Annotated in this window: 16 protein-coding genes; 3 read left to right on the forward strand and 13 right to left on the reverse strand. The window is 64.6% G+C overall.

The features are described 5' to 3' along the window. Nucleotides 1-75: 75 nt before the first annotated feature. Both llg_RS00895 and clpB read right to left on the reverse strand, forming a co-directional pair. Nucleotides 76-702 carry a metallophosphatase domain-containing protein gene (locus tag llg_RS00895; RefSeq protein ID WP_338287619.1) on the reverse strand — a complete coding sequence of 209 codons (627 nt, stop codon included), beginning with the start codon at nucleotides 700-702 and terminating at the stop codon, nucleotides 76-78. A 91-nt stretch (nucleotides 703-793) separates the two neighbouring features. Continuing rightward, nucleotides 794-3370, reverse strand: a complete 2577-nt coding sequence (gene clpB / locus llg_RS00900; RefSeq protein WP_338287620.1) for an ATP-dependent chaperone ClpB — start codon at nucleotides 3368-3370, stop codon at nucleotides 794-796. 177 nt (nucleotides 3371-3547) lie between these two features. On the opposite strand from clpB, the gene llg_RS00905 reads away from it, so the two are divergent. After that, a complete protein-coding gene (locus llg_RS00905; protein WP_338287621.1) occupies nucleotides 3548-5068 on the forward strand; it encodes a phosphopentomutase in 1521 nt (506 codons plus the stop codon). Between the two features lie 57 nt (nucleotides 5069-5125). Here the strand turns inward: llg_RS00905 and llg_RS00910 are convergent, their stop codons facing one another. Continuing rightward, complete coding sequence (locus llg_RS00910) at nucleotides 5126-5518, reverse strand: helix-turn-helix transcriptional regulator (protein WP_338287622.1); 393 nt, start codon at nucleotides 5516-5518, stop codon at nucleotides 5126-5128. A gap of 188 nt (nucleotides 5519-5706) precedes the next feature. Here llg_RS00910 and lpxD point away from each other — a divergent pair, with 188 nt between their 5' ends. Continuing rightward, the gene (lpxD, locus tag llg_RS00915) at nucleotides 5707-6723 is read left to right on the forward strand and encodes a UDP-3-O-(3-hydroxymyristoyl)glucosamine N-acyltransferase (protein WP_338287623.1); all 1017 of its coding nucleotides are present in this window, start codon (nucleotides 5707-5709) and stop codon (nucleotides 6721-6723) included. 223 nt (nucleotides 6724-6946) lie between these two features. On the opposite strand, the gene llg_RS00920 is transcribed toward lpxD, so the two are convergent. The 10 genes from llg_RS00920 to llg_RS00965 form a co-directional block, all read right to left on the reverse strand. Continuing rightward, nucleotides 6947-8002, reverse strand: a complete 1056-nt coding sequence (locus llg_RS00920; protein WP_338287624.1) for a response regulator — start codon at nucleotides 8000-8002, stop codon at nucleotides 6947-6949. A 1-nt stretch (nucleotide 8003) separates the two neighbouring features. Then, on the reverse strand, nucleotides 8004-10733 hold the full coding sequence (locus tag llg_RS00925; protein WP_338287625.1) for an ATP-binding protein: 2730 nt from the start codon (nucleotides 10731-10733) through the stop codon (nucleotides 8004-8006). Continuing rightward, complete coding sequence (locus llg_RS00930; protein ID WP_338287626.1) at nucleotides 10726-12141, reverse strand: class I SAM-dependent methyltransferase; 1416 nt, start codon at nucleotides 12139-12141, stop codon at nucleotides 10726-10728. The genes llg_RS00925 and llg_RS00930 overlap by 8 nt, the downstream gene beginning before the upstream one ends. Nucleotides 12142-12285: 144 nt before the next feature. Beyond that, complete coding sequence (locus llg_RS00935; RefSeq protein WP_338287627.1) at nucleotides 12286-12963, reverse strand: ElyC/SanA/YdcF family protein; 678 nt, start codon at nucleotides 12961-12963, stop codon at nucleotides 12286-12288. Beyond that, nucleotides 12960-13928 carry a diacylglycerol kinase family protein gene (locus tag llg_RS00940; RefSeq protein ID WP_338287629.1) on the reverse strand — a complete coding sequence of 323 codons (969 nt, stop codon included), beginning with the start codon at nucleotides 13926-13928 and terminating at the stop codon, nucleotides 12960-12962. Before llg_RS00940 ends, llg_RS00935 begins: the two co-directional genes overlap by 4 nt. Before the next feature lie 113 nt (nucleotides 13929-14041). Beyond that, entirely contained in the window at nucleotides 14042-14770 is a 729-nt protein-coding gene (locus llg_RS00945; RefSeq protein ID WP_338287630.1) for an outer membrane beta-barrel protein, read from the reverse strand. A gap of 105 nt (nucleotides 14771-14875) precedes the next feature. After that, nucleotides 14876-15436: a Maf family protein gene (locus llg_RS00950; protein WP_338287631.1), complete on the reverse strand. Its 561-nt coding sequence runs from the start codon at nucleotides 15434-15436 to the stop codon at nucleotides 14876-14878. Nucleotides 15437-15479: 43 nt separating this feature from the next. After that, the gene (locus tag llg_RS00955) at nucleotides 15480-16361 is read right to left on the reverse strand and encodes a S1C family serine protease (RefSeq protein ID WP_338287633.1); all 882 of its coding nucleotides are present in this window, start codon (nucleotides 16359-16361) and stop codon (nucleotides 15480-15482) included. Between the two features lie 11 nt (nucleotides 16362-16372). Continuing rightward, nucleotides 16373-16765, reverse strand: a complete 393-nt coding sequence (locus llg_RS00960; RefSeq protein WP_338287634.1) for a hypothetical protein — start codon at nucleotides 16763-16765, stop codon at nucleotides 16373-16375. A 54-nt stretch (nucleotides 16766-16819) separates the two neighbouring features. Next, entirely contained in the window at nucleotides 16820-17419 is a 600-nt protein-coding gene (locus llg_RS00965) for a sigma-70 family RNA polymerase sigma factor (protein ID WP_338287635.1), read from the reverse strand. A gap of 311 nt (nucleotides 17420-17730) precedes the next feature. Between llg_RS00965 and llg_RS00970 the strand changes: the two genes are divergently transcribed. After that, the gene (locus tag llg_RS00970) at nucleotides 17731-23172 is read left to right on the forward strand and encodes an autotransporter-associated beta strand repeat-containing protein (RefSeq protein ID WP_338287637.1); all 5442 of its coding nucleotides are present in this window, start codon (nucleotides 17731-17733) and stop codon (nucleotides 23170-23172) included. The last annotated feature ends 13 nt before the right edge of the window (nucleotides 23173-23185 follow it).

The following is a 23185-nucleotide window of genomic DNA, read 5'->3' on the forward strand; positions in this document are numbered from 1 at the left end:
GTAAGCTGAACACAACGGCTTCATGCGGGGGGCCCTCACGCTCATGACGGCCTCCCGCATGGTTCCCTGATTCTGTTAGATCTCCACCACCCACGGCGGACGCGGCTCATGGCTTCCGGTGGAGAAGGACGCGGCGTTCACGAACAAGGTGTCGCCCACCTGCTGCCGCCCGTATGCGGCATGGACATGCCCGAACACGTGCAACCGCGGACGGATGCGCTTCAACTCCTCCAGCAGAATCGGGCACCCGAGATGTTTCTGGCTCCGCGACGGCGTGTCGAGGATGCCATGCGGCGGCGTGTGGGTGACGAGGATGTCGATCCCCTCGGGAATCTTCCGCCAGTGTTCACGCAGTTGCTCGTCGGTGGCGTAAAACGCGAACCCCGGAAGGTTCGGACACCACGGCGAACCGTAGATCGTCAGCCCGCCGATGGTGGTCGCGGAATCCTCCAGATACGTCGCATGGGGAAAGGGCGGCGGACTGCCCGCTGGCCGCCGTTCGAGCGACCGGTCATGGTTGCCGCCGATGCAGATCACGTTCTTCGCTGGAGCCGCCTTGAACCAATCATCCATCTCGCCGAGCGGATCGGGCCGCGGGTCGCTGAACTCGCACATGTCCCCGCAGTGGATGAGCAGATCCGCTTCCGGCAGCGGAAGGTAGTCGTGTTTCCCGTGGGTGTCGGCGATCAGACAAATACGCATGGTTTGGAAACTATAGCATGTTCCGATCCAACGGAAGAGTACTCCCAAGAGACATAACGCCCGCGGTTTCCCGCGGGCGTCGTGAAGCCTATCACGCCTTCCGGAACAGCATCGTGCCGTGGTCCACATCGGCTTCGATCACGTCGCCGTCGGTGAACTTGCCATCGAGCAGATCCAGGCTCAGCGGATCGAGCAGGTGGTGCTGGATCGCGCGCTTCAGCGGACGCGCGCCATACACCGGATCGTAGCCCTGGTTGCCCAGGAACTCCTTCGCCTGCTCGGTGAGTGCCAGCGCGAGCCCCTGCTTGGCGAGGCGCTTGCGGACGCGGTCGAGCTGGATGTCCACGATCGAGGTCAGCTCCTCGCGCTGCAGGCGGTCGAAGATGATGGTCTCGTCGATGCGGTTGAGGAACTCCGGACGGAAATGCGCGCGCAAGGCCTCCAGCACCTTCGCCTCGCGCTGCTCGGCGTTCTCCTCGCCGAGGATGTACTGGCTGCCGATGTTCGAGGTCATGATCAACACCGTGTTGCGGAAGTCCACGGTGCGGCCCTGGCCATCGGTGATGCGGCCATCGTCCAGCACCTGCAGCAGCACGTTGAAGACATCCGGATGGGCTTTCTCGATCTCGTCGAAAAGCACCACCGAATACGGCTTCCGCCGCACCGTCTCGCTGAGCTGGCCACCCTCGTCGTAACCGACGTAGCCGGGAGGCGCGCCGATCAGCCGGGAAACGCTGTGTTTCTCCATGTACTCGGACATGTCGATGCGGATCATCGCGCCCTCGTCATCGAAGAGGAATTCGGCGAGCGCCTTGGACAACTCGGTCTTGCCAACCCCGGTGGGGCCGAGGAACAGAAACGACCCCAGCGGGCGGTTCTCGTCCTGGAGCCCGGCGCGGGCACGGCGCACCGCGTTCGACACCGCCTTGATCGCCTTCTTCTGGCCGATCACGCGGTCGCCGAGGCGTTGCTCCATGTGCACGAGCTTCTCCTTTTCCCCCTCCTGGAGGCGCGACACGGGAATGCCGGTCCACGATGACACCACGCGGGCGATGTCCTCCTCGGTGACCTCCTCCTTCAGGATCGCGCCATTCTTCTGGAGTTCCGCAAGCTGCTGCTGCGCGGTTTCCAGTTCCCGTTGCGCGGCGGGAATCGATCCATAGGTGATCTCCGAAGCACGGCTGAGATCACCGATGCGCTGGGCCTTCTCGGCGTCGGTTTTCAACGCATCGATCTTCTCCTGCGCGCTGCGCACCTGGTCGATGACGCTCTTCTCGTTGCGCCACTGGGCCATGAGTCCGGCGGACTGTTCCTTGAGATTGGATTGCTCCTCCTTGACCTTTTCCAAGCGGGCTTGGCTGGCCTTGTCGGTTTCCTTTTCGAGCGCCTTCTTCTCCATTTCGAGCTGGAGCACCTGGCGCTCGATCGCGTCGATCTCGGTCGGCATCGAGTCGAGTTCGATCTTCAGGCGTGACGCCGCCTCGTCGACGAGGTCCACCGCCTTGTCCGGCAGGAAACGGTCGGCGATGTAGCGGTCCGAAAGCATGGCCGCGGACACCAGCGCGCCATCCTGGATGCGGACGCCGTGGTGCACTTCATAGCGCTCCTTCAAGCCGCGCAGGATCGCGATGGTGTCCTCCACCGAGGGCTCGCCCACCATCACCGGCTGGAAGCGGCGCTCGAGCGCGGCGTCTTTCTCGATGTACTTGCGGTATTCATCCAGCGTGGTCGCGCCGATGGTGCGCAGCTCGCCGCGGGCAAGCTGCGGCTTGAGCAGGTTGGACGCATCCACCGCGCCCTCGCTGGCTCCCGCGCCAACGATGGTGTGCAACTCGTCGATGAAGAGGATGATCTCGCCGTTCGATTCGGTGACTTCCTTCAAGAAAGCCTTGAGACGCTCCTCGAACTCGCCGCGGAACTTCGCCCCGGCGAGCATGCCGCCGAGGTCCATGACGATCACGCGCTTGTTCTTCATCGAATCCGGCACGTCACCGGACACGATGCGGCGCGCGAGGCCCTCGACGATGGCGGTCTTGCCCACGCCGGGCTCGCCGATGAGGACGGGGTTGTTCTTGGTGCGGCGCGAAAGCACCTGCATCACGCGGCGGATCTCATGGTCGCGGCCGATCACCGGATCGATCTTGCCGGCACGGGCACGCGCGGTGAGGTCGGTGCCGTATTTCTCCAGCGTCTGGTATTTCCCTTCCGGATCCTGGTCGGTGACCTTCTGGGAACCGCGGACGCTCTGGATGGCTTCGAGGGCCTTCTTCTCATCGAGACCCGCTTCCTTGAGCAGCTTGCCCGCGGGCGTGTCCGCCTTGAGCAGGCCGACGATGAAATGCTCCACGCTCAGGAAATCATCGCCGAGCGATTCACGGACCTTGTCGGCCTCGTCCAAGGTGGAGCGCAGGCCGTAGCTGAGCTGCGGCTGCGAGGACGCGCCGCTCTGGCGCGGCTCTCGGTCGAGCGAGGTCGCCACCGAGGCTTTCAGCCGCGGCACGTCGACCCCGGCCTTCTGGAGAATGGGAACGGTGATGCCGCCCTCCTGCTGGAGCAGGGCGAGCAGGACGTGCGCGCCTTTCAGCTCCGCGTGGGCGGATTTGGAAGCAAGCTGCTGGCCGGATTGCAGGGCTTCCTGGAGTTTGACGGTCAGTTTGTCGAGAGGCATGGCTCTGATGAATTTGGGGAATCTATCAGGGGTTGGTGGCGGTGCCACCCCCTTCCTGCTGTTTTCTGGGGATAGGATGCCCTAGCATGAACTTTATTCAAAAAATTTAACCGAGTTTTTGTCAGGATTCGCGGATGAATGGCTGCAAAATCCTCCGACCCGTGCCACATATGAGGCATGCCAAAGCGCGCGTTGTTGATGGTTCTGGATTCGGTCGGGTGCGGCGGTGCCCCCGATGCGGCGGTGTATGGTGACGCGGGCGCGGACACGCTGGGCCACTTGTTCTCACGGATCCCCGGGCTGGAGCTGCCCAATATGGCGTCGATCGGGCTCTACGAAGCGATGCGCCGCAGCCATCCCGATTTCCCGCTCGCCACGCCGATGCTGCGCCCGCACGCCAGCCACGGCGTGCTCACCGAGCACTCCGCCGGCAAGGACTCCACCACCGGCCACTGGGAGCTGATGGGTGCGGTGCTGCCGAAGCCCTTCGCCACCTTCCCGTCCTTCCCCCTGGATCTGGTGCGGGAGATCGAGCAACGCGGCGGCGCGAAGTTCATCGGAAACGTGGCCGCCTCCGGCACCGAAATCCTGAAATCCCTCGGCGGGGAACACCTCACCACCGGCAAGCCCATCCTCTACACCAGTGCCGATAGCGTGCTCCAGATCGCCGCCCATGAGGATCCCGCCATCTTCGGCCTCGACCGCCTGCTGGCGCTCTGCCGGATCGCCCGCGAGGTGCTGGACGAGCGCGGCGTGAGGATCGGCCGGGTGATCGCCCGCCCTTTCCTCGGCGACTCCCCGGCCACCTTCCACCGCACCGCGAACCGCCACGACTACTCGCTGCGCCCGCCCGCCACCACGCTGAACCGCCTGCAGGCCGTCGGCGTCCAGACCATCGGCGTGGGCAAGATCGACGACCTCTTCGCCGGTTCCGGCCTCGACGTTTCCCGCCCCACCGTCTCGAACGCCGATGGCATGACCACCATCGCCAACCTGTGGTCGGAACAACGGAGCCAGCCCCACTTCATCTTCGCCAACCTGATCGACTTCGACAGCCTCTACGGCCACCGCCGCGATCCGGCCGGATACGCCCAGGCGCTGCGGGACTTCGATGACTGGCTGGGCCGCTTCCTCGGCAACGTCGGTCCGCACGACCTGCTCATCGTCACCGGCGACCACGGCAACGACCCCTATCACCGCGGCACCGACCACACCCGCGAACAGGTGCCGCTGATGGTCCTGAATGGCGAGGCCCCCGCCGAGGGCACCTTCAAGGACGTCGCGGTGCTGGTGGAGCGTCACCTCTTCCCGGTGCCGCCGGAGTATTTCCAAACCCGCTTCAAGGGCGAGCCCCCGGCCAGCGGCTGGCCGGACACCTTCGCCGTGGTGACCGCCTGCAATCCGCGATCGAATCCCCGGGCCACCGACGAAGAGAACCACCAAGCCGATCTGGAACTGCACCGTGCGCTCTCCGAGCGGGGCCTCCAGCCATTCCGCGTCACCGGCGGATCTCCCGATTTCAGCCACCAGGAGCCCGGCTGGGGATTCGCTGGCCCGGACCTCGAGACTCCGGCGGAGTTCGCGCGGCAGTTCGATCAGGTCGCCTTCTTCCGGATCGAGGACGGGGACATCTCCATCCACCCCGATGCCAGCGGCACCCGCTGGCCGGTGGACCGCTGGACGAACCGCCTCGGCTGAAAACAAGAAAGGCCACCGGTGTCCGGTGGCCTTTCTTGCATAAGGGTGGAGCAAATCTCAGGACGCGACCGGCAGGCGGTAGGAGAAATCCTTCCGCTGGAAGTCGGTCGGGGAGACCTCGTAAAATTGCTGGAACTCGCGGGCGAAGATCTTCGGCGACGCAAAGCCGAGATCGATGGCCACCTCCTTCACGGAGTGGCCCTCGCGCAGGAGATTGCGGGCGGCGACCATGCGCTCGCGACGGAGCCAATCCTTCGGAGTAATTCCGAGGCCATCCTCGAAAACACGCCGCAGGTGGCGCTCGGAAATGCCCACTACCTGACACATCCGGTCAACCCGGTAGCAGGTGCTGCGGGCGACCGTTGCCAAGGACAATGGCAAGGGTTCTCGTGCGCAAAGCACGAGGATCTGGCCGTTGCGATGAACGACCTCGACATCACGACGTTTCACGGTTGGGGACAAGGGGCTGGTTGTGAACAGGACACTGCCCTTATACCACGTAAAGCCAGACTGTCAAATTTGCAAAAAGTGGGTAACCAGGGCGTTCCGCGCTTGTTTTCGCAAGGCCACCTCCGGATTTCGGCACATTTGCCTGTCATTCGCCCTCCGCCCTGCGACAAGGCGCGATGAATCTCACCGTGGCAGACCTCGTTGACCAGCTTTCCGCCACGTTGTTATCGGGTTCGGATGCATCCATCATCCAGGGGTTTGCCTCCCTTCGCGAGGCGGGACCGGGCGATCTGAGCTTCTTCAACGATGCCCGCTACAAGCCCCTCCTCCATACCACACGGGCCACGGCGGTCCTCGTGCCGCCTGGCATGGCGGAGTTGCCGCGGAACGTGGCCTGCCTGGAGGTCCAGAACCCCTCGATCGCGTTCGAGGCCATCACGGATCAATATGGACTCCAGCCGCAACCGTTCGAGCCTACCATCCATGATTCCGCGGTGATCGGCTCCTGCGTGTCCACGAACCTGGCCAAAATCAAGGTCGGAGCGCACGCCGTGATCGAGGATGAAGTTCACCTTGGCGACGGGGCCGAGATCGGAGCCGGCTGCTTCGTGGGGCGGGGAGCCTCGATCGGAGCCGGCTGCCGGCTCTTCGCAAACTCCACCGTCCATGAAGGGTGCGTCCTGGGCAGCGGGGTCTTGATTCATTCCGGCGCGGTGATCGGCGCGGATGGTTTCGGCTACGCGTTCCAGGATGGCCGCCACCGGAAGATCCGGCAATCGGGGGTGGTTCAACTCGATGACGACGTGGAGATTGGCGCCGGAACGACGGTGGACCGCGCCCGCTTCGGCCGAACATGGATCGGAGAAGGCACCAAAATCGACAATCAGGTCCAGATCGGCCACAATGTCGTCATTGGAAAGCACTGCATCATCGTCGCAGGTTCCGGCATCGCTGGCAGTTCCCAAATCGGCGATTATGTGGTGCTGGCCGCCCAGGTGGGAGTGGCTGGACACGTCAGCATCGGATCCCACTGCACGATCACGGCACGCACCGCGGTGACCAAAAGCCTGCCGGCGAACTCCGGTTCCTACATGGGCTTCCCCGCGGCACCGGCTGCCGAGGAACGTCGGCGCATCGTGGCGTTTCGCCGCCTTCCGGAGTTGTTCGAAAGGGTGAAAAAGCTCGAACGCGGTTCCCAATCTTGAGGCGACGTCCGGAGCCCGCCATCGGAAAGGAAAGCGAGCGCAGACCGGATAGCGGGTGTTGAAGGGCTCCCCTCGTCGCCAGGAGCAGGAGCCCTTCCTCAAGGCAGGATAGGGGACTTCACAGGCAGCCCCGTGGCAGCAATCACAGCACGCAAAAAGGCGGCAACGCCATCGCGCTGCCGCCTTTGTAAAACTCGCTCCCTCCGCAACCGGCTGGCTTGGATCAGATCAGGCCGAGCGCGGACGAGATCAGGAGATCGTCATCAAACAGCCAGCGGGCGGTTTCCGCACCAGCGGCAGCCGCCGGCTTGACTGGAGCGACCACGACGTCGAGCAGGAGCCCGGCACCGCGGACGCGGCGGACGCTGCCGCCCGCATCGTACACCGCCATCAGCGCGGCCAAGGTTTTCACCGAGGCGCGGGTGGCAGTGGTATCGTCACTGCGGCCGAGCAGCACGTCGATGAGGACCGGGGCCGGGTCCGCATCGGAGGAAAGGCGGCTGGCATCTCCGCTCGGAGCCACGGCCACCCTGCCGGTGCCAGCCGATTCGAAGGCGGTGGCAAGCGCGGTGGTGCGGGCCTGCAGGCCATCGACCTGGAGTGCCAGCGGCAGTTCGCGCTCGAGCGCGGAAGCGAGTTCGACCTGACGGTCGTGCAGTTTCCCCCAATCCGGCGAACGCAGGCCGGCGTTGCCGGTGTCCTGGTTGGTGCGGCCGGAGACGCCGATCTTGATGAACGAGGCCACGGCCTCACCGGCGCGGTCGACCTTGATGCCGGCGCAGACCGGAGCCAGCGAGAAGGCGGCGAGACGGCTGGACATCAGCACATTGCCCATCGCCTGCATCTTCGCGGACAGCAGGGCATCGCGCTCGCGCTTCACGCTGAAGAACTCCATGGCGCGGCGCAGGGTGACCTCGAGCTGCGGGATGTCCCACGGCTTGGTGATGTAGCGGAAAATCCCGCCGTCGTTGACCGAGCCGATGGCGGCATCGATGTCCGAGAAGGCGGTGGAGAGGATCTTGATGATGTCCGGATAGTCCCCGGCGATCTTCGACAGGAAGCCGACACCGGTTTCATTGGGCATCCGCTGGTCGGTCACGATGATGCCGATCTCGGAGGCATGGCGGCGGAACACGTCCAAGGCCTCCACGCCATCCCCAGCCTCCAGGATGCGGAACTTGTCGCCAAACAGGCGCCGGAAATACTTCCGGGTCTTCTCTTCGTCATCGACGAAGAGAATGGCGTAACGCTGGTAGTCGTATTGCTCGAGGTCAGGCATGTCAGTCTGGGCTGGATTGAGAGTGGGAAGAGGAAAGGGCTGGGGCCGGGTTTTCTCCGGAAATGGGGAACAGCAGGCGGAACCGGGTGAAGTCGAAGGGTCGGCTCTCCACCTCCACCTGGGCCCGGTGCCGCTGGAGGATTTGATGGGTGATGCTCAGGCCGAGGCCCATCCCTTTCCCCACATCCTTGGAGGTGAAGAAAGGGTCGAAGATCTTCTGTACGTTTTCGGGCGGAATGCCAATACCGTTGTCGAGAACCGTGACCATCCACGAGTTTCCGGCTGCCTCGACCGAGATATCAAGTTTGCCCGCCACCTTGGCGTCCGGCTCGGCCTCGTTCCGCATCCGGATCGCATCGATGGCGTTCTGGAAGAGATTGATGAAGACTTGGACCAGTTGATTGGTGTTGCCGCGGATCGGAGCCATTCCCGGGGCATCGACCTTGAAGGCCACGTCGCTGCCGGTCTGGTGGCTGACCATGCGGCGGGACCGCTCGACGACGTCCACCAGATCGGCATCGCCCTCGACACCGGGGTCCTCGCGGGTGAACTGGCGCAGGTCCGCGATGATCTGGGACACACGTTCCACGCCCTCGCGGATGTCGCCGACGATGTCCGCGTAGTCCTCGCGGTCGTTCTCCGGCAGCACTTTGGAGAAGGTTTCCAAGGCGTGCAGACCGGCGCGGGAGTAGTTGAGCGGATTGTTGATCTCGTGGATCAGACCCGCGCTCATGCGGCCGAGGGCGGAGAGCTTCTCGTTCCGGACCAGCAGCACCTCGTTCTCCTTGATCTGGTCGAGGGCGGCCTGGAGCTCGTGGTTGAGGTCCGACATCTCGCGGCGGACGCGGGCCATGGCGAGCTGGTTCTCAAGGCGCAGCGCCAGTTCGGCGGTGGAAAACGGTTTGGTGAGGAAGTCGCTGGCACCGGCCTCCAGCGCCGCCAGCTTGGTCTGCTCGTCGGCGCGGGCGGTGAGGATGATGACCGAAACGCCGCGCGTGGCGTGGTGGTCGCGGATGCCCTTGCAAACCTCCACCCCGTCCATCTCCGGCATCATGTGGTCGAGCAGCGCGAGCTGGGGCTGATGCTGGCGCGCGAGCTGGAGGGCCTGGGCGCCATCGCCCGCCTCGATCACGTCCACGTCATCCATCTGCATGCGCAGGAAGCGGCGGATGTCCGGCTCGTCGTCCGCGATCAGCACCAGCGGGCGGATGCCGGTCCGGCGACCGATCGACATCGGCTGCTTCGTCCCGAAACCATTGACCGGTCCCTGCGTCGTGGTGGACGAGCGCGAAGGAATCGAAAGCGCGGCCTTGCGGTGGAAATCGGCGATCACCGAATCGCCCGGATCGTGGGCGACCTCCCCGGCCTCCACCGTGGCCACGGCAGCCGGAGCCTCCTCGACCGGGAACTCGATGTTGAACGTCGTGCCCCGTCCGAGCTGGCTCTCCACCTTGACCCCGCCGCCCATGGCTTCCGCCAGGCTGCGGACCAGCGCGAGACCGATGCCCGCGCCTTGGAACTTGCGGGTGGACGAGGTGTCGACCTGCCAGAAGCGTTCGAAAATACGCGGCAGCACGTCCGGCGCGATGCCGACGCCCGTGTCCGCCACCGACAGGTGCAGCGTGCCTTCCACGACTTCCGTCACCACCTCGATGCTGCCACCGGAGGGGGTGAACTTGATCGCGTTGACCACCAGGTTGAGGACGATCTTGTCGAACTTGTCGCGGTCGATCATCCACGCGCCCTCGTTCTGGACCTGCCAGACGAGCGCCACGTGGTCCTGCTCCGCGAGGTGGCGCAGCGACCGCAGCATGCCATCGAGGTGCGGCTGCAACTCGGTGGGCTGGCGGACGACATCGGCGTGGCCGGTGTCGAAGCGGACCAGATCGAGGAGGTCGTCGATGAGTTTGAGAAGGCGCAGGCCGTTCTGGCCGAGGAGAGTGGTCATCTCCGCGCCACGCGGATCATTCTGGAGCGGCGGCAGTTTGGCCAGGCGCTCGGTGATGCCGAGCATGACCGTCAGCGGCGTGCGGAGCTCATGGCTGATGTTGGCGAAGAACCGCGTTTTGGCCTCGTCGAGCTCGCTGAGCTGGCGGTTCTGCGACTCGAGCAGGGTGCGGGCGCTCTCGACCTCCTTGCGCAGGGCGAACTCCCGGAACCGCAGGCGCTCGTAGGCGTGGTTCCCCACCAGCACGAACACCGCGGTGACGAACAGGAAATAGGCGTTGTTGAAAAGGATCCGCCCGTTCGGCGAATAGCGGGAGACGAGCACCGCCAGCGCGTAGAAGACGAAGCACACCAGCACCATCACCAGTGTCTTCTTGAACGACCAGCGCAGCAGGATCGAAAGCCCGAGCAGCACCAGGTTCAACCCGGCGTAATAGAGCGAGTCCCCGCCGCGGGTCATGGCGATCATCGCGCAGATCGCCAGCGTCGGCAGACCGGGAATCGCCTGGGAAATCCACTCCGGCGGCCGGGAAACATCCGCCCGGGACAGCAGGAAGAACACCACCCCAAGCAGCAACGAGCTCACCGCTCGGAGCGCCAGGAACTGCCACGCGAACTCGGGAAATACCACCCAGTCCAGAATCGAGCCGGCGAGCATGAACAGCCCCGCCAGCACCGCGGCGCGACGATCGTTCGCCACCGCGACGTTGTATTCGTAGTCGCGGAACTCCTGCTCCAGCACGGCGGGGTCGACCGCCACCTGGCTCTGGACGGGTTCAGCCATTCGCCAGTTCGATATCCAGGAAGAGGTTCACCCCGGTGGCGTCCGCCGTGATCGTCGTTGATTTCACGGGCAAGCCGTCCGGCACCAGATCCTGCATCTCGCTGTCATCGCGGTAGATCAGGTTCCACTCCATCAGATACTCCATCCACGCCTTGCGCGGGTTGCTGGCCGCCACGTTGGTGACGATCACGCGGCCGCCCGGGCGGACCATCGTGCAGAACAGCTCGACGAGCTTCTTGCAGACACGCTGGGAAAGGTAATCGAACAGGCCCGCGCAATAGACCACGTCGTAGCCCGTGAACTCCTCCTCGCCGCCCTGCGAGGCCGCGCGGAGCAGCTGGTGCACCGAGCGCTGGAAGTAGCGGACCGTCGTTTCACGGCCCCCCGCCATGCGCGCCTCCTGGATCCGCTCGCGGGTGTATTCCAGCGTTTCGGCGTTGAAATCGAGCAGGTCGATGTCGATCAGGTCGCTCTCGTCGTGCTCGCGGAGGAAGCGCTGGATCTCCACCGCCGGGCCGCAGGCGAGGTTGAAGACACGGGTCTTCGAGCGGCCGACACGGCTGCGGGTTTCCCGCATCAAGGTCTCAATGAGGTAGTCGATGCGGTTGCGGTGGGCCACCACCGGCTCGGTGTGGAGCAGCGCGTAGTTGAGGATTTTCGCGAACGCCGAGGAACCCTCATATGGATTCCGCAACATCATGTTCACCATCTCGTAGTCACCGGCATAACCCAGCGGCTTGGTGTAAGTCCGGTAGAGGAACGGCGAACACAACACGATCGGATGCAGCTCGCGGCGGACGTAGGACTTGTGGACCGCCGCCTCTTCCTCGCCCACCTCGCGGGCGACCTTTTCGAAGCGCTCCATCGAGGGCAGCACCTCGTCCACCACGCGGGCCTGGACGTTGGAGAAGATCTCCTGCTCGAGCTCGTCGCGGCGGCGGGTGACCGTGGTGCGGATGCCCACATCGACGCCGGTGAGCCAGTGCTGGACACCATTGAGCATGTTCGCCATGTCCGCGACCACCAGCTTGAAGGGGTCCTGAACCTGGTTCGCGGACTTCCATTCCGACATGAACGAGGTGAATTGCCCTCCGATGTCCGCCCCGCCGGTGACCGACGAGAGGAAATCGACCTCGACCCACCCTTCGTCCAGGGTGGCCTCGCAAACCAGCACGATGCCGGTGTTCAGCAGGTTGCTGATGACCGCCTTCCCGTGGTACAAAAGCCGCCGGGAGGCCATGATCCGGAAGTCGGAAAGCACCTCCGAGAGCTGGAGGATACTGTAGGGATTGTAGACCTCGAAAACAACGGAATACCGCTTGATTCTCAACAGATTAGCAGTCAGCTCGGTGCCTTGGCTATTCCGGCAGGTAATGACGCTTTGTGAGGTATCCCCTACGAGTTCCATTGCTTTTGTTAAATTCAAGAAGTTCTAAACCGACCGGGGGCCCCCACCGCAATAACGCGATCACGTCGCGCACCCGTGCGACGTAAGCAGTTAGTCTTCCAAAAGACAACAACGGTCGGTCCGGATGACCATTTTGCCACCGATTCAGTGAAAATCAGGCAATGTGACCTTCTCACCCAGGTGTTTCGGGCGGGTCGAGAGGACCCGCACATCGAGCCACATCTTCACCCGGGCCCCGATCTCGCGGAAATGGGTCTTGTAGCCCCCGCTGCCGGCCACGTCCCGGGCATCGAAACCCATCGCGGACATCCCGTTCGCCTCCGCCAAATAGATCGCCCGCTCGTTCTGGAAGCGCTGGGTGATGAACAGCACCTCGGTCGCCCCGAACACCTCCTTCGCCCGGACCACCGAATCCAAGGTCCGCAAACCGGCGTAATCCGGCACGATCCGGTCGGCGGGCACCCCGCGCGCCACCAGCGCCTGGCGCATGGCCTCCGGCTCGTTGTAATATCTTTCCCGGTTGTCCCCGGAAACGATCAGACAATCGACCTTTCCCGCCTTCCACAACTCGGCCGCGGCGTCCATGCGATAACGGAAGTAGAGGTTCTCGCGACCATCGATCCGGTGATCGCAGCCGAACACAAGCCCCACCCGGTGGTGCGGCACGGATGCGACGTCATCAAACAATCGCCCGCGCGAGGCAATCATCGGTGCCACGTTGGCGTAACCGAGGAACAGCAATGCGGCCAGCACCAGCAGGCCGCAGAGCTTCAGGAAACGTTTCAGGAACCGCCTCCAGAAGGATGGTGCGCGGCCTTTCATGCCCCCGCCTTGGTGGCCGGATCGGCGATCCGTTTCGGCCACAACATCATCGCCTTCATCACCTCGACGAACCGGCTGCCAGGCAGCGGGTCCTCGGGCGCGAGCACCCGCAAACGCCGGGGACTCTCCGAAAACGCCACCTCCTTTGCCCGGCCGAGCAGCTCGCCATCCACCTGGATCGGCACCTCGCGCTCGGCGACGACGGTGAAATCCTCCGCCTGGAAGTATTCCGTGGAGGCCGCGAGATCGACGCCTCCAAGCGCCAGCCCCTTGAGGGAATCCAGCACCAGCTTGTAGCCCGCCTCTTTGAACACCAACACGTCGAGCATCGAGTCCTGGTTGTCGGCCTTCCGGAACAGGCGGAACTGCCCGCCATAGAGCGAGCCATTCCCGGCCAGCACCGCCACGCCCTCGACCCGGCGGCCGTCCCGGCAGATCACCTCCATCCGCGGCGGCTTCTCGCCGAGCACCTTGACCGCGGAGAGCAGGTAAGCCAGCGGCCCGAGCATCTTCTTGGTCTCCCAGGTGGTTTCCTCGATGACCATGGCGTCGAAGCCGACCCCGGCCATCTGCATGAAGGGCGCACGGTTCGCCTCGAACAGGTCGATCTCCCGGACATGGCCGCGGTCGATGACCTCGAAGGCCTTGGAAAGATTGTCGAACGGGATGCCCAGCTCACGGGCGAACACGTTCATCGTCCCGGCCGGCAGCACGCCGAGCGCGGTCTGTGAACCCGCCAGCCCGGACACCACCGCATTGAGCGTGCCATCCCCGCCCGCGGCGATCACCACCGGCTCGCCTTCCGCCGCGAAACGGGCGGCGAGGTCGCGGGCCTCCTCGGACGAATTGGTGGCGCAGAGGTAGAACCGGCTCGCGTTTTCCATGAGGAAACGGAACGTCCGCTGCCCCTTCTGGCTTCTGGCCTTCGGGTTGAACAACAGCGGATAGCGCGGCGGAAATGCCATGCGCGATTCATCGTCCAAACCACCCATTCCGGCAAACCCGATTTGCGGGGAAACCGATCGGAATCCCCCGCAGCCCGGATGCCGGATGGACGGCCCCAATCCGGCAGGCAGCCTCAGAACTTGTAGTTGATGCCGAACTGAACGGTGTCGTAGCCATCGCAATCGGCCCGGAAGGTGCGGAAATCGCTACGACCGGGACCCTCGGTCTCGACCCCGGTGACATCCTCGGAACCGAAAAAGATGTGGTTATACTCGAGCTTGAGCGACCAGTGGCAATCCAGGGCATACTCGACACCCACTCCCACCAGGGGCGCGATGCGGCTTTCACTGGCATTGAACTGCTCCTGCCCACCGACCTCCTGCGTGTGGTAGTCGAAATCGGCAAACGCCACGCCGCCCTTGGCGTAAATCAGGAGACGGTTGTCCAGACAGGTGAACCCGATCCGGCCGGCGACCGTCGCGATCCAATCCGAATTCATTTCCCCGGTGCTGATTTCGCCCCCGCCATTGATCGCGGCATGGGCATCGAAGTCCCCCCAGGAAAAGGTTCCTTCCAGACCCAGGACCCAGCGGGGGCAGACTTGATAGTTGTACCCTGCCTGGATGCCGCCGAAGAACCCATCGCGATCAAATTGGTAGGGAGGATCGCTCTCCAGCAACTCGGTGAAATCGGTGCCACCCCACCCATAGCCCCCGTGCAGGCCCAAGTAGAAGCCGGTCCACGAACACTGTTCCGGTGGCGAAGGAGCCGCCACCGAGTCCTTGGCATCATGAGTCCCACCGAAAACCACTCCGCTGCCGAACAAGGCCAGCGCCAGCATGCTAGAAAGCCCCTTTTTCATGGTTTCGCCTTCTATCAGTCACGAGAAAAACTGTCAATGCTCCCGCTCTGTTAGCCAACGAAACTGAAGGGGTTGCGCGGGCTCCCCTTGTCGCAGGCCGGCCCTTCAAAGGGGCTGCTCCAACAGGCGCGCCACGACCTCGTCCACCGGAAGGCCCACGACATTGCTGTAGCTGCCGCGGATCTCCTTCACGATGCGGTCGCCATGCTCCTGGATGGCGTAGCCACCGGCCTTGTCGAGGGTGTGGACCAGCGCGAGGTAGGCCTCGATCGCGGCCTCATCGAGCTCCCGGAACTGGACCTCGGTGAGCGCGTGGAAGGTTTCACGGATGCCACCGGGCCGAATCAGGCAGACGCCGGTGCAGACCGTGTGGGCCCGGCCGGACAGGCGGCGCAGCATCGCGCGGGCTTCCTCCGGCGAGCGCGGTTTCCCGAGCGGCACGCCATCGATGTACACCAGCGTGTCCGCTCCGATCACGGTGGCGTCCGGATGGGACACCGCCACCGCGGAGGCTTTCAAGGCGGCGTTCTCCTCGCACAGCCGGTCGAGCGGCATCGATTCGTCGTGGATCTCTTCCGCGGGCGACACCACCACTTCGAACGGCAGCCCGGCCGCGGCCAGCAGTTCACTTCGGCGCGGGGAGGCGGAGGCGAGGATCAATTTCACGTGCGGCAGCGAAAGGCAGCCGCCACGGCGAGGCAAGCTCCGCTTACTTCCCCACGGGAGTCACCACCGGGGTGATGGTCAGGGACATCTCCGTCGCGCCGCGGAGCAACCGCAATACCACCGGCTCCTCGGGGACGAGGTAGAAAAAGGCATTGGCGGCGTCGGCGTAATTGCTCACCGGACGAGTCCCCACCTGGAGCAGGACGTCGTTCGGCTTGATGCCCGCCTTCAAGGCCGGGGAATCCGGACTCACCCGCATCACCTGCGGGGACGGGGATTCCGCCCGCAAGGAGAGACCCAGCCAGCCTTTGACCAGCTTGCCATCCCGCAGCACGTCCGCCTTCACCCGCTGCACCGCCTCCACCGGAATGGCGTAGGCGCTGTCCGCGGTGTCCGCTCCTTGAAACACCAGCGCCACCACGCGGCCGTCCTCGGTGCAGATCGGGCTGCCGGTGGCAGGCACCGCGCCCTCGAAACTGATTCGCAGGAGCGCGAAGGGCAGCACCTTGGTGCCGATCTGCTTCACCCAGCCGCTGGCACGGGCGCGAACCGGCCCAGGAGCATGCATGGGCGTGCCCGGCGTGTAAGGCGCGGCTTTTCCCCACGCCAGCCGGTCATTGACCCCGGCGGTTTTCAGAAAACAAAGGCGGGACACCGGATCCATGCCGATCACCTCGGTGGACACCGCTTGCCCGGCGCGATTGGAAACCGGCCGACCGGCCTCGGCTCCCGGCAGCACCACGGCCACCAGCATGCCCCCCTCCTCCAGCGGCACGGCCACGGATTTGGTCGGCTGACCACCCTTCACGGAAGAAAACCCAATCTCCCAATTCGCCACCTGCGCGCGGACGGAACCGAGCACGGCAAACGCGCACAAAATCCCCAAGGCGCGCTTGGCAAGACGTGGACGGGCGATCCGGACCATGCGGCCTCCGCTCAGAACACCTGTTCCCCGACACTCCCCTGGGTCGACGGCCCGAGGTCCAACTCGTCGAGCTGCTCGACGGGGGGAGCGGGAGCCGGAACGACCTGATGTTTCACCGGCACCACGGGAGCCGAATCAACATCGGAAGGACGCGGAATCAAGAGGAACGCGGCCATCACCGCGGCGTAGCCCAAGCCAGCTCCATAGAGCCACTTGGCCTGGCCAAGATCACTGAACCACGCGGTGGTGCGGTGCCAGATGCCGGAAGGCGTCCACCGGTTCACGGCGGCCACGCGCTGGCGCTGGTGGAACTCGCACAGGAAATCCTGCCAGTATCCCTCTTCCGGGCGCTCATCGCGCTTGAGGGCCAGCAGGCTTCCGATTTGTTCGACCGAGGGTTTCACGACGGGTGATGTTTAAGATTTATAAAATTTCCACCCGCCTGACAAGAGGATTTTTTAAAACCTCTGTTCCCACCATTCCTGGAGGAACGATTGGAGCTGCAGGTGCGCGTAGTGGAGTCGCGACCGAACGGTGCCTTCCGAGACCTTCAACACCTTCGCAATCTCCCCGTGGGGCATCCCTTGGATGTCGAACAGGGTCACCACCGTTCTGTGGGGATCAGACAGCTTCCGCATCGCTTCGTTCAATTTTTGCTGAAGCTGGTTGATGTGGCTCTGCTGCTCGGGATTGGCCGCATGGGCGGTGTCCACCAGCGCCGGATCGTTCTGCACGGAGGAATCCATGTCCTGCAAACTGATGCCAGTGCGGCGTTTCCGCTTCTTCAGGAAGTTCAGCGTGAGGTTCACCGCGATCTGGTAGATCCAAGTGTAGAAGCTGGATTGGCCGCGGAATTTGCCCAGCGATTGATACGCGCGCGCGAAGATCTCCTGCAGGAGATCATGGGTGTCCTCCTTGTGGGAGGTCATGTTGTAGACCAGGCCGTAGAGCTTGTCGCCGTACTTGAGAATCAGCGCGTCAAAGGCGCGGGTATCACCCTCACGGGCACGGGCGACCAACTCCCGATCCGGATCGGGTTGCTGGGGTTGGGAAAACATTCAGGGGGATGGGGGGAGAAACAGCGGCCTCAGCCTACACCGCGGAATCCGCATGTAAAGATCGTCCCTTGGGAGGCCGGGAACGAAGGCCATGGTTGCACTCATCAACCATTCCCCGCTTTGCAACCGCTTGGATTTCCGGTCTCCCCCCTCACATCCGGGAGCCTCCCGCCCCGAAAAACGCCCTCCCCCTTCTCATTTTCCGCTGGAACTCCGGCACGACCATGTATCTACATTAGTAATGCCCTCCTCCCCGGTTCATGATCAGATTTCATCATTCGGATGGGTGGGCAGTTCTATTGCATCCACCCATGAAACTCAAAAATGCCTTGTTCGGGCGGTCGCTTTTCGCGGCTGCCACCCTGACCCTCTCGGTCACCGTCTCACAAGCCGCGACCTTGTATTGGGACGGAACCTCCACCACCGCTGACGCGGACGGAGGCGCCGGCGCTTGGAACACCGGAACGAATTGGGACTCCGCCGCGACCGGAGGAGCCGATACCGCCTGGAGCGACGGTTCCGACGCCTCGTTCGCCGGAGTCGGCGGCGCGGTGACGGTCACCGGCACGGTGTCCACGCCCTCGATCAGCATCGGCACCACCAATGCCTCCGCCTACACCATCTCCGGTGGCAACATCACACTGACCGGCACCCCGACGATCACCAACACGACCGCCGCGACGATCAGTTCGGTCCTCGGCGGCAGCGTGGGCATGACCAAGGCCGGGGCCGGCGTCCTCACCCTCTCGGGCACCCACGGCTACACCGGCGGCACCATCGTGAACGCCGGCACCTTGGCCCTCACCACCGGCGGCGCGACCGGCACGATCAAGGGAGCCGTGACGGTCAATAGCGGCGGCACCCTCAATGCCAGCGCCGCGGACTGCCTGGGATACACCGCAGGCTCGCAGGTCGAACCGCTGAACGTGGCCGGTGGCATCGTGAACAACACCACCAACGGCAATCAGGGCTACCGGACCAACTTCAATCTCACCGGCGCCACGGTGAACTCCAGCGGCGGCGGTGCCTTCAATTTCACCACCGCCTTCGGCATCACCAACAACGCCAGCGCCACCACCACGGCCTTCAACGCGCCCATCTCGCTGCGCGACAACAACAACATGGGCATCGCGGTGGCCACCGGCACCACCGCCAGCGGCGTGGACCTCCAGATCGCGGGCGTCATTTCCGGCGGCGGCGGGGCCATCACCAAGACCGGCACCGGCCTGCTTTATCTAACCGGAGCCAATACTTTCACCGGCAACACCAGCGTCAGCGCTGGCACCCTGCGCCTGGGCAACACCCTCGCGCTCCAAAGCAGCACGCTGGCGACAGGGACGGTCATCTTCGACCAATCGGTGGCCAGCCACGCCTTCACCCTGGGCGGCCTCAGCACCACCACCAACCTGACGCTGGCGGACAACGCCACCACCCCGAACGCGGTGGCCCTCAGCGTGGGCAACAACAACGCCGCCACCTCCTCCTCCGCCATTCTGTCCGGAGCCGGGTCCCTGATCAAGGTCGGCACGGGCAACACCACCCTCACCGGGCTCAGCACCTTCTCCGGCGGCACGACCGTGAACGCCGGGACCCTGACCCTCGGTTCCGGCGGCGGGGTCGGCACTCTCCGCAGCGCCATCACCGTCAACAGCGGAGCCACCCTGGCCCTCACCGCCGTGAACGCGACCGGTTACACCGCCGGTTCCCGCGTGGAAACCCTCAACATCAATGGCGGCACGCTCAACAACACCGCCAACGGCGACAACGGCTGGGCCATCACCTACAACCTGACCGGCGGCACCATGCAGTCGAACGGCGGCACCGCCAGCACCACGGCCGGTCCTCTGTTCACCCTCGGCAAGGAAACCACCGGCTCGATCTGCGCGATCAACAGCCTGGCATCCGCCACCACCTCGACCGTCGCCGGGCGCCTGCATATCCGTGAGAACAACGCCAGCAACCTGGCTCCGTTCGATGTCGCGGACGGCCTGGCCACCACCGACCTCCTCGTCAGCGCCGCGATCACCCAGGACGGAACCACCGGCTACGGCATCAGCAAGGCCGGTGCCGGCCTGATGAACCTCACCGGCCCCTGCGTCTACACCGGCAACACGGTGGTCAACGGCGGGGTGCTCCAGCTCGGCCGGACCGGAACGCTGGGCAATTCCACCGTGGTGGTGAACAACACCGGCACCTTCCGCGTGATCCCGGCCGGAGCCACCCTCAAGGCCATCACCGCGAACAACGGCTCCACCTTGAGCATGCCGGTCGGCACCGGGATCACCACCAACCTGACGGGCGCGCTGACCCTCACCAACGGAGCGGCCATCAGCGTCTCCCCGGCGCTCGGCAATGTCGGTCTGGGCACCTACGACCTGATCACCGCCGCCAGCATCACCGGCACCGGCACGCCCACCCTGGCTTCTTCCGGGGCGTTCGGCTCCTCGCGCGTCACCGGCTCCGTGGCGGTCAATGGCAACAAGCTCCAGCTCACCCTCACCGGACTGGGCGCGAACCTGGTCTGGAACAATGCCTCCGCCGCAGGAAACGTGGCGGGCACCTGGGACCTCAACAACCTGCTGAACTTCAACAACGGTGGCAGCAACGACGTCTTCAAGTCCTTCGATTCCGTCACCTTCGACGACACCATCGCGGGCACGAAGGCGATCACCCTGAGCGGAGCGCTGGCCCCCGCGCTGATGACGATTAACTCCGCGTCCACCTACACGTTCAACTCCGCCACCCTCAACAGCGGCGCGCTGGTGGGCAGCGGTTCGCTGGTGAAATCCGGCAGCGGCACGGCCACCTTCGGCACCAACATGGGCTACACCATGAACGGTGACATCACTGTTTCCGGCGGCACGCTCGATCTCTCCAGCAAGAGCTTCAACGCTGGCAAGATCACCCTCAACGGCGGAGCGCTCAACAACGCCACGATCAACGCGACCGGGCTCGACCTGCAATCCGGCAGCACTTCGGCAACCATCACCAGCGCCGCGGCCTGGACAAAAACCACCGCGGGAGCAGTGACGCTTACCGCGAACAACGCGCTGAGCGGAGCGGGAACAGTGAGCGCCGGAACGCTCAACCTCGGCACCACCGTTTCCCCCTATGGAACGACAGGGAACCTCGGAAGCGGACCCGTTTCCATCGCCGCGGGAGCCACCATCGCCGCCTACCGGGCAAACATTCAGATCACGGTTCCGAACTCGTTCAGCGGGGCCGGCAATCTCGTCTTCGTCGGCGGGAACACCGGCGCGGCTGGGATCGCCTCGGATTACAACCTCAGCGGTGACAACAGCGGGTTCTCCGGCCCGATCACGGTCACTGGCGCGCGCGTCTACTCCTCGGCCAACAACCTCGGCACCGGCACCGCCACCAACGGGCTGAACGGCGCCTTCCTGCTCGCGGGCGGCGGCACCTATCCGAACGCCTTCTTCCTCTCCGGCAACGGCTGGGGTGAAACGCTCGGCGTGGCCGGAGCGCTGCGTTACGACAAGGGCTCCACCACCACCGGCACCATCACGCTGACGGGCAACACCCGCATCGGCGCCCACGGCAACACCGGCAACATCGCGGGCCCGATCGTGGAAAGCGGCGGGGCGCGCAACCTGGAGCTGGGCGGCACCTCGTCCCTGTCAACCTTCAACATCAGCAGCGCGAGCACCTACACCGGCACGACCACACTCACACTTGCCAGCGTGAACCTCACCGGCAGCCTCGGCGCGACCGCGGTGAGCGTGGGCGTCGGCTCCAGCATCGGCGGCACCGGCACCATCGGCACGTCCAGCAATGCCTCGCTGACCTTTGTCACCGGCGCGACCAACCTCAACGCCAACATCGCGAACAACGGGCTGACCGTGAATGGCAGCGTCTCGCTGCTGGGCACCACCACCGTGAACCTGGCCACCGGTGGCATCGCCAATCCCAGCGGCGTGATCACGCTGCTGAACTACAACTCGATCAGCGGCTCCACCACCAACCTCGTGCTGGCGAACGCCGCCAACTACCGGCAGGCGGTCTTCAACGTGGGAGCCACCAAGATCACCCTCGATATCGGAGCCAAGTCGATCACCTGGAACGGCACCTCCGGCGGCCAATGGACCATCGGCGGCAGCAACCGCTGGAACACCACCGGATCGGGTGAGACCGACGTGTATTTCCAGGGGGACAACGTGACCTTCAACGACACCGGCGTGGCCACCGCGATCACCCTCACCGGCGTGATGGCTCCGAACAGCGTCGTGGTGGACAACAGCGTGAACAACTACACGCTCACCGAGTCCGGCACCGGCTACATCTCCGGCAACACCAGCCTGGTCAAATCCGGCAGCGCGAACCTGACCCTGACCGGTGCCGCGAACACCTACACCGGCGGCACCGTGGTGAACGGCGGCACGCTATTCCTCGGCACCGGCGGCGGCGCGGGCACCATCCGCGGCGCGCTGACGATCAACAGCGGAGCCACCGTGACCACCACGGCGGGAGACGCCCTCGGTTACACCGTGGGCACCCAGGTGAACCCGCTCACGATCAACAATGGCGGCACGTTCAACAACAACACCAACGCCAACGAGGGCTTCACCACCAACGTCATCATGACGGGTGCCAGCCTCACCTCCACCGGCACCGGCCCGTTCAACTTCACGAACGGCTACGGCATCACGACCATCGCCAGCGCCACGACGTCGGTCATCAGCTCCCGCATCGACATCCGTGACACCAACAACCTGAACCTCGCGGTGGCCGCGGGCACCACGCCCAGCGGCATCGATGCGAGCTCGTCCGGCGTGATATCCGGCTATGCCCTGACCAAGTCCGGCGCCGGCACCCTGCAATTGAGCGCCGCGAACACCTACACCGCGGGCACCACGGTGGCCGGCGGCAAGCTACTGGTCGACAACACCACCGGCTCGGGCACAGGCACCGGCGCGGTCGCGGTGAACAACGGAGCCACCCTGAGCCTCACCGGCACCATCACCGGTGCCGTCACGGTGAACAACGGGGGCGCACTCACCGGCACCGGCACCGCATCGGGAGCCGTTGCCGCCGCGGGCACCCTCGCCCCGGGCAACGGGACCACCGGCACCTTAACGACGGGAGCCACCACCCTCACCGGCACGCTCGCCACCGAGGTGAACGGCGGCAGCGGCGACAAGCTGATGGTCAATGGCAACCTGACCCTCACCGGCGCGACCCTGTCGATCTCGGTGCTGGGCGGTGGTTTCAGCGGCACCTACGTGATCGCCGAATACACCGGCACCCTGACCGGCACCTTCGCCACGGTGCCCGCAGGCTACACCGTGACCTACAACGCGGGAGTTGGAAACAAACAGATCCTCCTCACCCAATCCCCCTTCGGCGCGTGGGCCTTGGCCAACGGCCTGACGGCCGGCAACAACGGACCGTCCGACGACCCGGACCACGACGGTATCCCGAACCTGCTTGAATACGTCCTCACCAGCCAGCCGCTCTACCCATCGCTGCTCGAGCTCCCCGGCCAGAGCCTCGATGGCGACAACCTGACCTTCTACTTCACCCGCAACAAGCAGTCGAAGCAGGACACGCCGCTGAAAGTCCAGTGGGGCACCAACCTGACGAGCTGGACCGACATCGTCGTGCCGGACCATGAGAACCTTGAGGTGCAGGTGAACGAGTCCAATCCCAGCTACGATCTCATCACGGTCACGATCCCGAGGAGCAATGCCGTGAACGGCAAGCTCTTCGTCCGCCTCAAGGCCACACAGCCCTGAACAGGCGGACTCA

The sequence above is a fragment of the Luteolibacter sp. LG18 genome, assembly GCF_036322585.1.
In the GTDB taxonomy this organism is placed as follows: Bacteria; Verrucomicrobiota; Verrucomicrobiia; order Verrucomicrobiales; family Akkermansiaceae; genus Luteolibacter.

Coding starts and splice junctions, on each gene's coding strand:
- llg_RS00895 (WP_338287619.1), bottom strand. CDS start 702: ATGCGTATTTGTCTGATCGCCGACACCCACGGGAAACACGACTACCTT.
- clpB (WP_338287620.1), bottom strand. CDS start 3,370: ATGCCTCTCGACAAACTGACCGTCAAACTCCAGGAAGCCCTGCAATCC.
- llg_RS00905 (WP_338287621.1), top strand. CDS start 3,548: ATGCCAAAGCGCGCGTTGTTGATGGTTCTGGATTCGGTCGGGTGCGGC.
- llg_RS00920 (WP_338287624.1), bottom strand. CDS start 8,002: ATGCCTGACCTCGAGCAATACGACTACCAGCGTTACGCCATTCTCTTC.
- llg_RS00925 (WP_338287625.1), bottom strand. CDS start 10,733: ATGGCTGAACCCGTCCAGAGCCAGGTGGCGGTCGACCCCGCCGTGCTG.
- llg_RS00930 (WP_338287626.1), bottom strand. CDS start 12,141: ATGGAACTCGTAGGGGATACCTCACAAAGCGTCATTACCTGCCGGAAT.
- llg_RS00935 (WP_338287627.1), bottom strand. CDS start 12,963: ATGAAAGGCCGCGCACCATCCTTCTGGAGGCGGTTCCTGAAACGTTTC.
- llg_RS00940 (WP_338287629.1), bottom strand. CDS start 13,928: ATGGCATTTCCGCCGCGCTATCCGCTGTTGTTCAACCCGAAGGCCAGA.
- llg_RS00945 (WP_338287630.1), bottom strand. CDS start 14,770: ATGAAAAAGGGGCTTTCTAGCATGCTGGCGCTGGCCTTGTTCGGCAGC.
- llg_RS00955 (WP_338287633.1), bottom strand. CDS start 16,361: ATGGTCCGGATCGCCCGTCCACGTCTTGCCAAGCGCGCCTTGGGGATT.
- llg_RS00965 (WP_338287635.1), bottom strand. CDS start 17,419: ATGTTTTCCCAACCCCAGCAACCCGATCCGGATCGGGAGTTGGTCGCC.
- llg_RS00970 (WP_338287637.1), top strand. CDS start 17,731: ATGAAACTCAAAAATGCCTTGTTCGGGCGGTCGCTTTTCGCGGCTGCC.